Origin of the sequence: Kitasatospora cathayae (assembly GCF_027627435.1) — a bacterium.
GTDB classification, from domain to species: Bacteria; Actinomycetota; Actinomycetes; order Streptomycetales; family Streptomycetaceae; genus Kitasatospora; species Kitasatospora cathayae.
Map to the genome: position 1 here is coordinate 8,529,119 of NZ_CP115450.1, position 14,564 is coordinate 8,543,682.

Annotated in this window: 12 protein-coding genes; 10 read left to right on the forward strand and 2 right to left on the reverse strand. The window is 72.3% G+C overall.

The window, feature by feature from the left end; translation table 11 throughout:
• Positions 1-126 precede the first annotated feature (126 nt).
• From O1G21_RS38165 to O1G21_RS38200, 8 genes are all read left to right on the forward strand, one after another.
• Positions 127-1,290, forward strand: a complete 1,164-nt coding sequence (locus O1G21_RS38165; RefSeq protein WP_270150318.1) for an exonuclease SbcCD subunit D — start codon at positions 127-129, stop codon at positions 1,288-1,290.
• Positions 1,290-4,313, forward strand: coding sequence for an AAA family ATPase (locus O1G21_RS38170; RefSeq protein ID WP_270150319.1), 3,024 nt, complete (start codon positions 1,290-1,292; stop codon positions 4,311-4,313). The genes O1G21_RS38165 and O1G21_RS38170 overlap by 1 nt, the downstream gene beginning before the upstream one ends.
• Before the next feature lie 211 nt (positions 4,314-4,524).
• Positions 4,525-6,795 (forward strand): DEAD/DEAH box helicase, encoded by a 2,271-nt coding sequence (locus O1G21_RS38175; protein ID WP_270151475.1) that lies wholly within the window; start codon positions 4,525-4,527, stop codon positions 6,793-6,795.
• Between the two features lie 244 nt (positions 6,796-7,039).
• Positions 7,040-7,405 (forward strand): hypothetical protein, encoded by a 366-nt coding sequence (locus O1G21_RS38180; protein ID WP_270150321.1) that lies wholly within the window; start codon positions 7,040-7,042, stop codon positions 7,403-7,405.
• A gap of 283 nt (positions 7,406-7,688) precedes the next feature.
• A complete protein-coding gene (locus O1G21_RS38185) occupies positions 7,689-8,792 on the forward strand; it encodes a YncE family protein (RefSeq protein WP_270150323.1) in 1,104 nt (367 codons plus the stop codon).
• A gap of 392 nt (positions 8,793-9,184) precedes the next feature.
• Positions 9,185-10,003, forward strand: coding sequence for a maleylpyruvate isomerase family mycothiol-dependent enzyme (locus O1G21_RS38190; protein WP_270150325.1), 819 nt, complete (start codon positions 9,185-9,187; stop codon positions 10,001-10,003).
• A 38-nt stretch (positions 10,004-10,041) separates the two neighbouring features.
• Entirely contained in the window at positions 10,042-10,392 is a 351-nt protein-coding gene (locus tag O1G21_RS38195) for a hypothetical protein (protein ID WP_270150327.1), read from the forward strand.
• A gap of 2 nt (positions 10,393-10,394) precedes the next feature.
• A complete protein-coding gene (locus O1G21_RS38200; protein ID WP_270150328.1) occupies positions 10,395-11,213 on the forward strand; it encodes a hypothetical protein in 819 nt (272 codons plus the stop codon).
• A 72-nt stretch (positions 11,214-11,285) separates the two neighbouring features.
• Here the strand turns inward: O1G21_RS38200 and O1G21_RS38205 are convergent, their stop codons facing one another.
• The gene (locus tag O1G21_RS38205) at positions 11,286-11,660 is read right to left on the reverse strand and encodes a hypothetical protein (RefSeq protein WP_270150329.1); all 375 of its coding nucleotides are present in this window, start codon (positions 11,658-11,660) and stop codon (positions 11,286-11,288) included.
• 185 nt (positions 11,661-11,845) lie between these two features.
• Here O1G21_RS38205 and O1G21_RS38210 point away from each other — a divergent pair, with 185 nt between their 5' ends.
• Together O1G21_RS38210 and O1G21_RS38215 are read left to right on the forward strand one after the other, a co-directional pair.
• The gene (locus tag O1G21_RS38210; RefSeq protein WP_270150331.1) at positions 11,846-12,850 is read left to right on the forward strand and encodes an alpha/beta fold hydrolase; all 1,005 of its coding nucleotides are present in this window, start codon (positions 11,846-11,848) and stop codon (positions 12,848-12,850) included.
• Between the two features lie 201 nt (positions 12,851-13,051).
• Positions 13,052-13,684, forward strand: coding sequence for a DUF4360 domain-containing protein (locus O1G21_RS38215; protein ID WP_270150332.1), 633 nt, complete (start codon positions 13,052-13,054; stop codon positions 13,682-13,684).
• Between the two features lie 201 nt (positions 13,685-13,885).
• On the opposite strand, the gene O1G21_RS38220 is transcribed toward O1G21_RS38215, so the two are convergent.
• The gene (locus O1G21_RS38220) at positions 13,886-14,374 is read right to left on the reverse strand and encodes an RNA-guided endonuclease InsQ/TnpB family protein (RefSeq protein WP_270150333.1); all 489 of its coding nucleotides are present in this window, start codon (positions 14,372-14,374) and stop codon (positions 13,886-13,888) included.
• Positions 14,375-14,564 lie beyond the last annotated feature (190 nt).

Here is a 14,564-nt window from a genome sequence, read left to right on the forward strand (position 1 = left end):
CGCTCACTCACCTGCCGGTGGCGGTGCAGTACCCCGGGCCTCCAGTGATTCCCACAGATCACCGTTGCCGACCAAAACACCGAAGTCGGCCCGCACACCACACCCGAAGGGTTACGGTCAGCGACCATGCGATTGCTCCACACCTCGGACTGGCACCTCGGACGCACTTTCTACCGAGAATCCCTCATCGACGCCCAGCGCGCCTTCCTCGACCACCTGCTGACCGTCGTCCGGGAACGGGAGGTGAACGCCGTCCTCGTCGCCGGCGACATCTACGACCGGGCCATCCCCTCCCTGGACGCCGTCGCCCTCTTCGACCACGCACTCAACAGCCTGGCCGACCTCCAGGTCCCCGTCATCATGATCAGCGGCAACCACGACTCACCCCAGCGTCTTGGCGTCACGTCCCGCCTGATCGAACGAGCCGGCATCCACCTGCGCACCGACCCCGCCACCTGCCACACACCCGCAGTGCTGCACGACGCGCACGGACCCGTCGCGTTCTACGGCCTGCCCTACCTCGAACCGTTCCTGACCCGCGAGAACATGGCAGCCGACAAACCCACCCACGAGGCCGTCCTCGGCGCCGCCATGGACCGCGTCCGCGCCGACCTCGCCACCCGCCCCGCAGGCACCCGCTCCGTCGTCCTCGCCCACGCCTTCGTCACCGGAGGCCACACCAGCGACAGCGAACGCGACATCACCGCCGGCGGCATCCCCACCGTCCCCGCCGCCGTCTTCGAGGGCATCGACTACGTCGCCCTCGGCCACCTCCACCGCCCGCAGAAAGTCACCGACCGCATCCGCTACAGCGGTTCCCCCCTCGCCTATTCATTCTCCGAAGCCGGCTACGCCAAGACCACCTGGCTCGTCGACCTCGACGCCGGCGCCAACCTCACCGCCGAAGCCGTCCCCTGCCCGCGCCCCCGGGCCCTGGACACCCTCACCGGGCACCTTGACGTCCTGCTCAAGGACCACCAGCACGAACACCTGCGCGACGCGTGGCTGCACGTCATCCTCACCGACCCGCAGCGCCCCATCAACGCCATGGACCGCCTGCGCACCCGCTTCCCCCGCACCGTCCAGCTCACCTTCGCCCCCGAGGACAACGGCCCCCGGGGCAGCGCCACCTACACCGAACGCACCCGCCACCGCACCGAACTTGAGATCACCGCCGGGTTCGTCGACCACGTCCGAGCCGGTCACGCCCCCACCCCCGCCGAACACGACCTCCTGCGCCGAGCAGTCGAGGCCACGCGCCGCAACGACATCGTGAAGGAAATCAGCTGATGCGCCTGCACACCCTCGCCCTGCAGGCCTTCGGCCCCTTCCGCACCCGGCAGAGCATCGACTTCGACACGCTCTCCCAAGGAGGGCTGTTCCTCCTGCACGGCGCCACCGGCGCGGGGAAGTCCACCATCTTCGACGCCGTCTGCTACGCCCTCTACGGCAACGTACCGGGGGAGCGGCACCAGACGGCGCTGCGCAGCCACCACGCCGACCCCGCCACGCTCACCCAGGTCGAGCTGGAGTTCAGCATGGCGGGGCGCCGCCTGAGGATCGTGCGCACCCCCCAGCAGGAACGGGCCCGGCGCGACGGAAACGGCACCACGCGGTCGCAGGCCAAGGCCAGCCTGGAGGAACGGCACGGTGACGACAGCCTCGGCCGGGCCCTCTGGAAACCCGTCTCCGCCGCCCACCAGGAGATCGCCCGCGAGATCGAAGCCCTGCTGGGCATGAACCGCGAGCAGTTCTGCCAAGTCGTCCTGCTGCCGCAGGGCGACTTCGCGAGATTCCTGCGGGCCAAGGCCGAGGACCGCGCCACCGTCCTGGGGCGCCTCTTCGGCACCCACCGCTTCCGCGACATCGCCCGCTGGCTCACCGACCACGCCAAGGAGAGCGGCCAGCGCTGCGACGACGCCCGCAGGATTGTCCTGCGCGACATCGACCGCATCCAGGACACCGCCGGCACCCCGATCACCGACTCGGTCGAGGAACCAGCCCCCACCCAGGACAGCATCGACACCACCCACCCCACGGCACTCGCCTGGGCGCAGGCCGTCCACGGCAGAGCCGCCGAGGCCCACCAGGCGGCCGCCGCCGCGCTGCGGGACGCCCGAGCGCACCACAGCATCCGAGAAAGCCGAGCCGCACAGGTCCGCATCCTGGCGGAGCGCCAGCTGCGCCACCGCACCGCCGCCTCAGCCCTCACGGCGCTGCGGGCGCAGGCCCCGGCCTTCGAGGACCTTCAGGCGACCCTGGAACGCGGTCGCCGAGCTGAGCAGGTCCGGCCCCTTATCCAGGCCCTCGATGACGCGGACCACGACCACCAGAAGGCCCGACACGCCGAGGCCCAGGCCAGGACACGACTGGCCGACACGCAGCGCAACGACACCGACGAGGAGCTGACCGCCACCGAGGACCGGCTGAAGAACGACCTCGGCCGCCTCGACGCCCTACGCCACGACGAACAGCGCTCCGAAGAACTGGCAGCCTCCCTCGCCAAGCTCAAGGCCGAGCTGGACCAGGCCCAGAGCGACCACGACGAGATCGCCGACTGGCTGGACCAGGCGGATACCCGACGCGCCGAGCACACCGCGCGGATCGACAGAGCCCACCTGGCACAGATCCAGGCCGACAGGCTCGCCGCCGCCTTGCCGGCCCTCGAACAGCAACTCGCCGCAGCCCGCCGACGCGACGAACTGGCCGCCAACGTCGCCAAGGCCCAGTCCGACGTCGACGAGCTCAAGAAAGCCGTCATCCACAGCGCGGCGCACGCGCGCGGGATCCGCGACCGGCGCATCGACGGCATGGCCGGTGAACTCGCCGCCCGGCTCAGTCCCCAGGAACCCTGCCTGGTCTGCGGCTCGCCCGTCCATCCCCGGCCGGCGACCACCGCCGCCGGCCACCCGAGCAGGGAGGACGAGGCCCGCGCGGAGGAGGCCTACCAGCAGGCCGACCAGGCCTGCAAGGACGCCGAACAGGACCTTGTCCGGCTCACGGCCGAGGCGGCTTCAGCCCAGGAACTGGCCGACGGGCAGGCGACCGCCGACCTGCAGCAGCGTCACCGTGCCGCCCAGCAGGCCCACAAGGACCTCCTGGTCGCCGCCGCGGATGCCGTGCCCGCGAACGAGGAACTGCGCGCCTTCGACGAGACGCGCGCAACCCGGACATCCGAACTCGCCAGCCTGGGCCGACGCATCGGCGACTACCTCGGCCGCCAGGAGACCCAGAGCGCCGAACAGGAGATCCTTACCCTGCGTCTCGCCGACGCCCTGGCCGGATCCCCGACGATCGCCGCTCGCAGCGCCGAACTCACCGCCGAAGCGGAAGCGCTCGCCCGGGCACGGGCGGCGATCCAGCAGGTGGCAGTGGCCGCGGGGAATCTGGACCGCGCGGCCAGGGCAGTCGCGACCGAGATCGTGGCCGCAGGCTTCGCCACACCCGAGGAAGCCCGCCACGCCCTGATCCCCGGTGCCGAACTGGCAGCGAAGGAAGGCGAAATGGACGCCTGGCGGACAGCCCAGGCCACGCACACGGCGACACTCCAGGACCCGGATCTCGCCGAGGCCGCCGCCGCAGAACCGGCCGACGAGCAGGCTGCCGAGGCGGCTCTCGCCGCCGCCGCCGACCGGTCGGAAGCAGCGGCCATCGCCGAGAGCACCAGCCGCGACCGCTGCGAGACGCTGCTCGGCCACATCGACGACCTCACACAGGGCATCGGGCGACTGGCACCCCTCCTGGAAGAGCACCACGTGGCCAAGCATCTGGCAGACCTCGCCGCGGGGACCTCGGGCGACAACCAGTACCGCATGCACCTGGAGGCCTACGTACTGGCGGCCCGGCTGGAAGAGGTGGCGAAGGCGGCCAACACCCGCCTGGAACGCATGTCCTCCGGCCGCTACGTGCTGTCCCACACCGACGCGCGCACGAGCGGGCGCGGCCGCTCCGGCCTCGGCCTGGAGATCCTCGACCAGTGGACCGGCCAGACCCGCGACACCACCACCCTCTCCGGCGGCGAGTCCTTCTTCGCCTCCCTGGCGCTGGCCCTCGGCCTCGCCGACGTGGTCGCCCAGGAAGCCGGCGGCAGCCAGCTCGACACCCTGTTCATCGACGAGGGCTTCGGCAGCCTCGACGACGAGACCCTGGAGGAGGTCCTCGAAGTACTCGACGAACTGCGCTCCTACAGCCGCACCGTCGGGGTCGTCAGCCACGTCGCGGACCTGCGACGGCGCATCCCCACCCAGATGCAGGTCCGCAAGAGCCAGGACGGCTCGACCGTGAAGGCCATGGCCGCCGCCCCGGCCTACTGACGTCCACGAGCCGGCTCTCCCCGGTACGATCTCCCGCCATCAGGGTCGCCCAGACCCCTCCAGCTCCTCGGCCGGGCGTCGGCCTGCGGCAAGGCGCGGCAGGAGCCTGTCTCACCGATCGAGAAAGGCTCCTGCCTCAGTTCGTAGTGAAGCGCGCCCACCAACCGGCGCCCCAAGCAGCAGCAGAAAGAGAGACAACGCTGTGGTGACCATGACCACCACCGCCGCGACGCCCGTCCCCCCGGCGCAGGTGTCCGGAAGCGACGTCAATCCGCTGCCGCTGCACCCGTTCCAGAAGGACGCCGTCGCGGCCGCGGTGCGCGAGGTCAAGAACGGCGGCCGGGCGACCGTCGTCGCGGCCACCGGCTCCGGCAAGACCCTGATCGCCGCCGGCTGCGCCCGCCGCCTGGCGGCCAAGGGCCGGGTGCTGGTGCTGGTGCCGACGATCGAACTGCTGGAGCAGACCGCGCAGTCCTGGTCCACCAAGGGCGGCCGCCGGGGACTGGCCATCGCGGCCTGCTCACGCGAGGAGGCCCTGGAGAGCGCGGAGGCCGGCGGCCGGATCCACGCCCAGGTGACCACCCAGGCCGCCCGGATCGCCGACCTCGTCCAGGCGCAGAAGCCCGGCGAGCCGGTCACCGTGTACGCCACCTACGCCTCGCTGGAGCGCATCGTCCACGCCCACTCGCTGCACGGCCTGCCCACGTGGGACCTGGTCGTCATCGACGAGGCCCACCGCACCGCCGGCTCCGACGGCAAGCCCTGGGCCGCCGTCCACACCGACGACCAGGTCCCCGCCACGCGGCGCCTGTACCTCACCGCCACCCCGCGCATCGTCGACGAGAACCACGTCCCGCACGAGGTCGTCGACGTCGCCGAAGGCACCGTCATCTGCTCCATGGACGACGAACGCATCTACGGCAAGACCGTGTTCACCTGGACCCTCGGCCAGGGCATCGAACACGGCTACCTCGCCGACTACCGCGTCCTCGTCCCCGTCGTCACCGACGAAGACCTGCGCGAGCTCCTCAACCTCCCCGCCGTCGCCGACCTGCGCACCCAGCGCAGCAACGAGGACCTGCTGCGCCTGGCCCTGCAGATCGCGGTGCTGCGCGCCGTCGCCGACCTCGGCCTGCGCCGCGTGATCACCTTCCACTCGCGGATCGCGGGTGCCCGCGCGTTCGCCGCCGACCTGCCGGACGCCTCCGAACTGCTGCCCGACGCGGAGCGCCCGGAGCGGATCTGGGCGAAGGCGGTGGCCGGCACCGACCGCCTGCGCGAGCGCCGGGCCGCGTTCGCCGAGTTCAAGGCCCACACCGGCGAGGACGGCGAGGAGTGCGGCATCCTCGCCAACGCCCGCCTGCTGTCCGAGGGCATCGACGTCGCCGCCGTGGACGGCATCTGCTTCGCGGACCCGAAGTCCTCGGTCATCGACATCGTCCAGGCCGTCGGCCGCGCGCTGCGCCAGTCCTACCGGCAGGCCAAGGTCTCCTGGATCATCATCCCCGTCCACCTGCCCGCCCCCGCCGCCGGCGACGACACCGCCACCGCCGACCCGTCCGAGGTCCACGACGCCGGCCAGGCCCTGAAGGCCCAAGCCGACGCCGAGATCGAGGCGTCCTCCTTCCGCACCATCTGGCGGGTCCTGCGCGCCCTGGCCGCGCACGACGCCCGGGTGGTCGGCCGGATCACCGAACTGCGCGCCCACCGCTCCCAGGGCACCCGGCACACCGCCACGGCCGAGGCCTCCGAGGCCGAGCGGCAATCCGCGCCGGCGGAGTCGCCGAGCGAGTGGCTGCGGATCGACGCCCGCCGGCACGCCGCGCGGATCCTCCAGACCGTCAAACTGCGCGCCTTCAACCCGCGCGCGGTCGAGTGGCAGCGCATGCACGCCGTCGCGGCGCTCTTCCACCTCCAGCACGGCCACCTCGACCCCACCGACCGCATCGGCCACATCGAGCTGATCACCTGGCTCACCCGTCAGCGCCACCTGCACGGCCAAGGCCTCCTCGACCCCGCCCGCGTCAGCGAACTGGACGCGCTCGGCATGATCTGGTCCAAGAACGCCAACGCCTGGGAACGCGGGGCCGCCTACGCCGCCGCCTTCCACCACCGCCACGGCCACCTCGCCATCCCGGCGACCACGAAACTCGACGACTACGCGGTGGGCGCCTGGATGCGCCGCCAGCGCAAGGCCGACAACCTCAACCCCGACCAGGTCGCCAAACTCGACGCCCTGGACGAACTGTGGCGCCTGGAACCGGACTGGAACCGCTCCTACCGACGCCTGCTCGCCTACCTCGCCGCCGGCGGCACCCTCACCGGCCCCGCCAACCGCACCGGCCTCGCGGACGACCCGACCTTCCGCCCCGGCGCCTGGCTGCGCAAACAGGCCAAGGCCCGCACCGACGGCAGACTGACCGCCCGCCAGAGCGCCCTCCTGGACGCCCTCCACCGCCACCCCGAAACCGTCACCGGCTGAAGTGTCAGGCCAACGTCAGGCGAACGTCGTTCTCCAACGCGCCGGCGCACGGGCACTCTGTTGTGCGAACGATCGAGGGGGGAACGGGCTTCCGCTGGTCACGACGCCCCCGGCCCTCGAGAAGTGATCTCGACCTCCGGAGCCTGCGGGCGGGTCCGCGAACCCGCCCGGGAAACGGGCCTGACCGCGGGGCCCGCAGGCGCGGTGGTCGAGGCGATCAGCCACCGAAACCAGGAGACAACTGATGATCAGGAAGCGCACCGCCGTCCGCCTCGGCGCCGTCGTCGCCGTCGCCACCGTCGGTCTGGGCCTCAGCACCGGGCTGGCGTCGGCCGACACCACCTTCGGGGCCAACGTCCCCGGCTGCGCCGGGGGCATGGTGGACAGGTTCTACGACGGGCACGACCACGTGCAGGGCTACGCGACCTCCACCGGCGGTGCCGCCTGCGGGGTGGTCCTCCACCAGTCGAACGGCGGGAGCTCGAGCAACTGGACCAACATCCCCGGTGACACGGCCTGGACCGAGAACCTGCTGGACTCCGGCATCACCTCGTACGTCGTCGTGTGCAACGGGGACACCGGCCGCTGCGCCACCAGCGCCTCGTACTGACAGACGCCACCGGTCCCGTCATGGTCCCGCCCCGGGGGAGCGGACCACGGCGGGACCGGTGCCGCTCCTGCGGCCCCGCCCCGGCCGGGACCGCGTTCGTCCGCGGCGCCGCCGACCCCGAACGGCTCGACCACCACCCAGCGCGCCGACGTCCTCGGCGCGCTCGGCGTTCTCCAGGCCGCCACCGCCGACCGTACGGCCGTCCGTATGTCGATCAGATCTTCGCCCGCATGGGCTAGCCTGCCCCCGGCGCCGCAGCTCGCGGCGCGAGAGGGGGAAACCGATGTCCCGCACGACCACCCGCCGCACCGCCGCGACGCTCACCGCGGCCGCCGCGGCCCTGCTCGCCCTGACCGGCGCAGCCGCCACGGCCGCCGCAGCCGACACCCCGCCGTCCGGCACCGAGGCGACCATCACCGTCGGCGCCCGCAACGCCGCACCGGTGGTCAGCCCCGACGGCGCCACGGCCTACGTCGCCGTGACCGAGGCCGACAACACCTCCACGGTGAAGACGGTGGACACCCAGTCCGGCGCCGTCACCGGGCGGTTGGCCCTCGGCGCCCTCCAGTGGAGCGCCCACCCGGCGCTCAGCGCGGACGGCTCGCGCCTGTACGTGCTCGACGGCCAGCGCCTCAGCGTGGTGGACACCACCACCCTGACCCTGCTCGCCACCCTTGCTCTGCCCGACCAGCCCCGCCCGGCCGGCTGGACCCCGGGCTCGACCTCCGGACTGGCCTTCAGCCCGGACGGAGCCACCCTGTACGTCTCCCAGAACGGGGCGACCGCCTACCGGCAGAACGGCCAGAGCCGGATCCTGGCCTTCGCCACCGCGCAGCAGGCCTTCACCACCTCGGTCCAGATCCCGGCCCCCTACGTCGGCGCCCCCGCGGCCCGACTGGGCACCGGCGACGTGTACGTCGGCACCAGCCAGGGCGTGGTGCACGTGACCACGGCCGCCACCACGCCCACCGTGGCCGGCACCGTCCGGGGCACCGCCACCAACCTGGACTACAACCTGGCGTTCACTCCCGACGGCAAGCGCCTGTTCGGCCTCGCCGAACTCGGCACCGGCGCGAGCACCCTCATCGACCCGGCCACCGACACCGTGACCACCACCTTCCAACCCGCGGGCAGCGGCGACCAGCTGGAGCACCCGCAGGTCAGCGCCGACGGCAGCCGGCTCTACCTCACCGACAGCAACTACGGTGCCGGCACCGCCTCGGTGCTCGCCCTCGACACCGCCACCGGCGCCCCCGTCCCCGGGGAGAGCGCCGGCGACCTCGACGAGACCGACCTCACCGGCCTGGCCCTGGGCCCCGACGGCCACACCTTCTACGTCGGCGGCACCGCCGGACAGAGCGCCAACCTCCAGATCATCGCCCACTGAACGCCCGCACGACGGCCCCGCCCACCGAGCGGGCGGGGGCGCTGCCGCGACTATGGACAGCGGCACTTGACATCCTCCTCCGGCTGGAGCCGGAGGATTCCAACCCTCGCAGGTCGGGCTTTCTGCTTCACGGCCGGTTGCCGACCTGGGGTTGCCGGCGGAGGGACGGTGTGCCGCCCATCGGTCTTACACCAGCTCCACAGACCTCGCCGATCGGGCATCAGAGATGCTATCGCCCGTGCCGAGGTGGCTACGGGCTGCTATGGGCGACGGTCCGCCTGGACGGCGAATCGTCGTCACCTGTCCCGCTCCGCAGGAGGACCGTTTCCTCCCCCGCAAGCGGGGGGACCCCCACCCCCGGCTGAAGCCGGCGGTATCCACGGAGGTATCAGATGAACGCCCCGTTCCCCCCGCACCGGCCCGGCGCCGCACGCACCGCGCTCTTCGAGACGGTGACCGCGGTCGGCGACGAAGCCGTCGCCCTGCTCGCCGGCTGCCGCGGCGACACCTCGATACCCGGATCCGAGTGGACGGTCGCCGAGGCCGCCGCCCACCTGGCGATGGCCAACGAGCTGATGGCCGCACTGGCCGCCGGCGAGGAACGCCCGTACGGGGACGGCACTCCGGGCTCGCTGGCCGCGGCCAACGCCGCCGCACTGGCCGAGCGGCCCGAACGGGACCCGGCCGTCCTCGCCGCGCAGATCGCCCGGCAGGCACGGCAGTTCACGGCGGCAGCCGCCCCGCGGACCGGCACCGATCCGGTGGCGACCCCGCTCGGCGAGATGGACCTGGACACCCTCGGCGCCTACCTGCTGACCCACATGCTGGCCCACCTCTACGACATCGCCCTCGCCCTCCACCGCCCGCACCCGCTCGACCGGCGGCGCGTCGGGCTGACCATGCCGTTCCTGCGCACGGCCATGCCCCGAGTGGTCGACGCCCGCACCGCGGCCGGCCACAGCGCCTGCTACCACCTGCGGGTGCGCGCCCTGGAAGACTTCGCCGTGACCTTCACCGACGGCACCGCCGTCGTCAGCCGGAAGCCACCACGCCGCCCGGACTGCACGATCCTCACCGAGCCGGTCGCGTTCTTCCTCATCGCGCTCGGCCGCCACAGCGCCACCGACGCCCTCCTGCGGGGCAAGGTCCTCGCCTGGGGCCGCCGCCCATGGCTGGCCCCGGCCTTCGCCAGGCTGTTCACCGCCCCCTGAGCACCGCGACCGCTCGCCGCTCCGTCTAGGGTGTCGGTATGCCGCTCGTCGACGTGACCCATGCGCCCACCGTGCCCGAGTCCGATCTGCGCGAACTGGCCTCGGTGCTGCCGCACCTGGTGTCCCTGGCCGTGGAGTGCCCGGAGGAGCCGTACGACGGCGAGTTGCAGCCCGGGGACGTCGAGCTCCGCTTCCGGCCGCTGGGCCCACTGGACCGCAGCGGCCTGACGGTGGTGATCGAGATCAAGTCGAAGTGGTTCGCGAGCAGGGCGGCCGACCGGCAGGAGCGCGTGGACGCGCTCCACGCGAACATCAGCGCCGCGACCGGGCTCGTCGACTTCGGCATCTACCTGTCCCTGCCGATCGCCGCCTGGTCCCAGGGAGACTGACCGTGATCCCGCCGCCCCTGCCCGTCGACCGGCTTGCCTTGGACCTGCTCGATTCCCACCTCGAGGCGCTCTGGCGCGCAACGGACCTCCCGTCCACGGAGGTACCGGCCGGCCTCGCCCCCGACGGCGCGGGCGAACTCGTTCGCTGGGCCCTCGATCGGCTGCGGGCCGTCCCCCGCGAGCCGAGGGACGTCTTCGTCCGCGAGGTCGGCGGCCTGCTCGCGGAGTTCCGCAGCCGTCGCTGTCCCTGGAACGCGGCGGCCCTACGGCTGTTCGAGGACGTCTACGCGTTCGCGGCCACCGGTCCTCGCCGCCACGAGGACTGGGCGCACGACGTCCTCGCCGTGCTGCACCGCGAGGTCGCGGACCCGCGTGGCTGGGTCCGGCTGGACGAGGACCGTGCCAACACCGCGCGCCGCACGGTGCCGGCGTATCCCTTCGGCCCCCCGGCCGCGTCGGAGTTCCCCGAGCGTCTGCACCGCCTGGACGCTCGGGCAGCGGTCACCGCGCTTGCGGTCATGGCCGAGCAGTGGTCGTCGGAACCCTCCCCCGTCCGCTCCCGACCGGACCGGGACGTCCTGCTGGCGGACGCCCGGACCCTGCTCGGCCGGTACGGCCCCACCGCTTCCTACTGGACCAACGCGACGGCCGCCGCCTCGGACCCAGCCACGGACTTCCTCGCGGCGGGGCTCCAGGGCACCCGCTCCCACGGCTTCCTCACCTCCGCGTACCTCAACGGTCTGGACCTCGGACGCGACCTGGGCCTGATCGCGGTGACCGACGACGAGGTGGGTGTCTTCTGGTCGTTCGAGGCCTACTGACGCCGGGCCTGCCGGCCACAGGCAGGACGGGGCACGCCCCGGACACGGCCGCCGTCACCCGGACAAGTGCGGCTAAGCCTCCTCTGACAGGTCGTCGCCGAGCCCGTGGCCGTGGGTGCCGAGCCAGCGCCGGATCGCCTCCGTGTGGCGGACGGCCGTCGCGTGCAGGGCCGGACCGGTCCTCGCGGCGGCGGCCTCGCGACCGATCCGGGCGGCGTCCTGCTCGGCGGCCTCGACGACGGCGCTCGCGATCCAGTCGTCGACGACGCCCTCGTTCTTCCACCGGGCGAGCCGGTTGCGCGCGGCCCGGTACACGGCCAGGGCATCGGCCGCCCTCGTCTGTTGAGCGGCCCGCTCCCAGTACCGCGCGCGGTTGGTGAGGTACGCGTCGATGGCGCTGCGGGCCATGGCGGCGTCCCCTTCGGGATCGTGCTGAGGGCTCGTCATGCCGGAAGGATAAGAGAGCGCCCACCGGTCGGCCCGCCGCCATGCAGGATCCGAGCCCGCCCGGCGAATCCCTGGTGACCTGCGGTGTCGGTCCTCTGACAGTCGTCTGCCGGTGGCATGAAGGCGGCGCCTGACACCGTTCAGGGACGAAAAGCCGCACTCAACACCCAAGGAGGAGGCCGTCCATGGCCAAGGAACAGCACAGGTCCAACAGCGGCAACGCGAAGGCCGGCGGGACGTCGCGGCGCAGCGCGCTGAAGGCGGCCGTGGCCGGGGCGGGGGCGGTCACCGCGCTGGGCGCGGCCGCCTCCACCGCGCACGCGGACGGGCCCGGGCGCGGCGCGCCCACCTTCGTCCTCGTCCACGGCTCGGGGAGCAACTCCTTCTACTGGCAGCCCTTGGTGCGCGAGCTGGGTCTGCGCGGACACCGCGCGATCGCGGTCGACCTGCCCGGGCACGGGCTCGGCGCGTACCTCCCCGAGTCCTACCAGTGCCCGCAGGACCTCGAGCGGCTGCGCACCGAGCCGTCCCCGTTGGCCAAGGTGACGCTGGGCGACTTCGCCGCGCACGTCATCGACGTGGTGCGGCGGGCGCGCCGCAACGGCCCGGTGGTGCTGGTCGGGGAGAGCCTCGGCGGTGCGACCCTCAACGCGGTCGCCAACCGGGTGCCCGAGCTGGTCGCGCACCTGGTGTACACCTCCGCGTTCTGCCCGACCGGGCACCCCTCGGCGCTGCGGCTGATGATGACCCCCGAGGCGGCCACCAGCTCCAGTTTCAAGATCCCCGGGGTCCGGACGCCGCCGGAGCTGGGCGTCAGCCGGGTCAACTGGCGCTCGGGCGACCCCGCGTTCTTCGCGATCGTCAAGGAGGCGATCGCCGCCGACCGGCCGGACGCCGAGGTCCGGGCGCTGATGAACATCCTGGAACCGGACGAGTCGGCGGCGGTCGGCGCGAGCGAGGACGCCCGCGGTCTGCCGGAGAAGTGGGGCCGGGTGCCGCGTACGTTCGTGCGCTACACGCAGGACCGCATCATCCCGCTGCCGCTCCAGGACCTGATGATCCGTGAGGCGGACGACGCCACACCGCACAACCGCTTCCGCGTGCGGTCGCTGAGCGCCCCGCACGCCGGCCCGCGTGACCCGGGACTGCTGGCGCACGAGCTGGAGCTCGTCGCACGGCTGTGCCGCTGAACGGGCCGTGGGCAAGGGCTCCCCGCTGACTCCCCACCCGGCCCAGGGGAGCTCTCCACCCTGAAGGCTGTTCGAGTGACTGGATCGTCACGTTGTGTGCGCGGAAACGCGGCGGTGTGATGCGATGCCCACGTGAAATCCGGGGATCGGGCTCGGAAAGCGACGCCCGCCCCGGATCCGTGGACGATCGAAGGGAAGCCCATGCTGCTCCGCGCGCTGGCCGCGACCGGTGTCGCGACGTCATTGTTCGGCTCGTCGGCCTTCGGCGGCAGCCCGCCCCCGCCGCCGGACCGGATCGTCATCGACAGCGTGGCGGCCACCGGCTCCGGCTGCCCTACGGGGACGGCCTCCGTGGCCGTGTCCCCTGACAACACCGCCTTCACCGTCACCTACAGCAACTACCTAGCCCGGGTGGGGCCCGGGGCGTCGCCGACCGACTTCCAGAAGGACTGCCAGCTCAACCTGAGCGTGCACGTCCCCGGTGGCTTCACCTACGCGATCGTGTCCGCCGGCTACAACGGCTTCGCGTCGCTGGCGCCGGGCGCGTCCGGGACCCAGCGGGCCAGTTACCACTTCCAGGGCGACCCCCGCACCACCAACTCGACCCATCACTTCAAGGGCGGGTTCAACAACGACTGGCAGACGAGTGACACCGTGGACGTCGCCGCCCTGGTCTTCGCCCCCTGCGGGGAGGAGCGCAGCCTCGACATCGACACCCAACTGCAGGTCGAGCGCGGCACCTCGAGCCCGAACGCCACCAGCCTCATGGAGATGGATTCGACGGACGGCAGGATCAACACCGTGTACCGCCTGGCCTTGAAACAGTGTCATTGACATCCTCCCCGCCCTCAAGGGACGGGGATTCCTCCCGCGCCTGCGGCACGGACACCCGTGCGTGGCAGGTCGCCGAGGCGGGTTCCCCGTTCAACGGGCCGTGCCTGGGGCGGGATCGCCGCACCAGGACTGACCGGCCCTCCAGGGGCGTTTAGCCTGTCCGCCTGCCCGGCGGCCAGGATGTTGCGAGCAGCATTGAGGTCACAGCGCGATCGTCACGGACGACGGATCGGCGGGCAGCGCCCGCGACCACTTCACCCGCACATCGCCGATCTTCGCCAGGTTCAGCTTCCCGTTGGACCGGATACGGAACCCGTTGCGGGTGAACCGCAGGCTCTGCCGAGAGTGGCGCTTCGACTTGAACCGTGGCAGCCCGACCGGCCGCCCCTGCCGCTTGCCGGACACCGCGTCGAAGAAGTTGCGGTAGGCCGTGTCCAGGTCCCGGAGGGACTGGATCAGCGGGTCCACCCCGACCGCGGCGAGCCACGCGCGCTCCGGGGTCTTCTTCGCCGCAGTGATCACAATCTTCTGCAAGTCCGTGGACTTCGGGTACGACTGACCGGCCTTCCGGGCTTCCTTCCGTGCCGACAACGCGTCGTTGTACACCACCCGCGCGCACCCGAACGTCCGGGCGAGCGCGGTGCGCTGACCTGCCGTCGGGTAGATGCGGCAGGAGTACCGAAGGTGCACCAGATCAACCTACCGACAGGCACTGACAACGGCTCACGTCAGAACCTGCGAAGGTCACTCCGCCGCTTCGCGGCTCCGAACCAAAGCCCCTCCCCCAACCCTCCGGGCGGGGGGACCCCCATCTCCCCGGCCTGAAGGCCGGGGCATCCTGGGAGATCAAAGGTGATCTCCTGGCACCGCGATCGGAGGC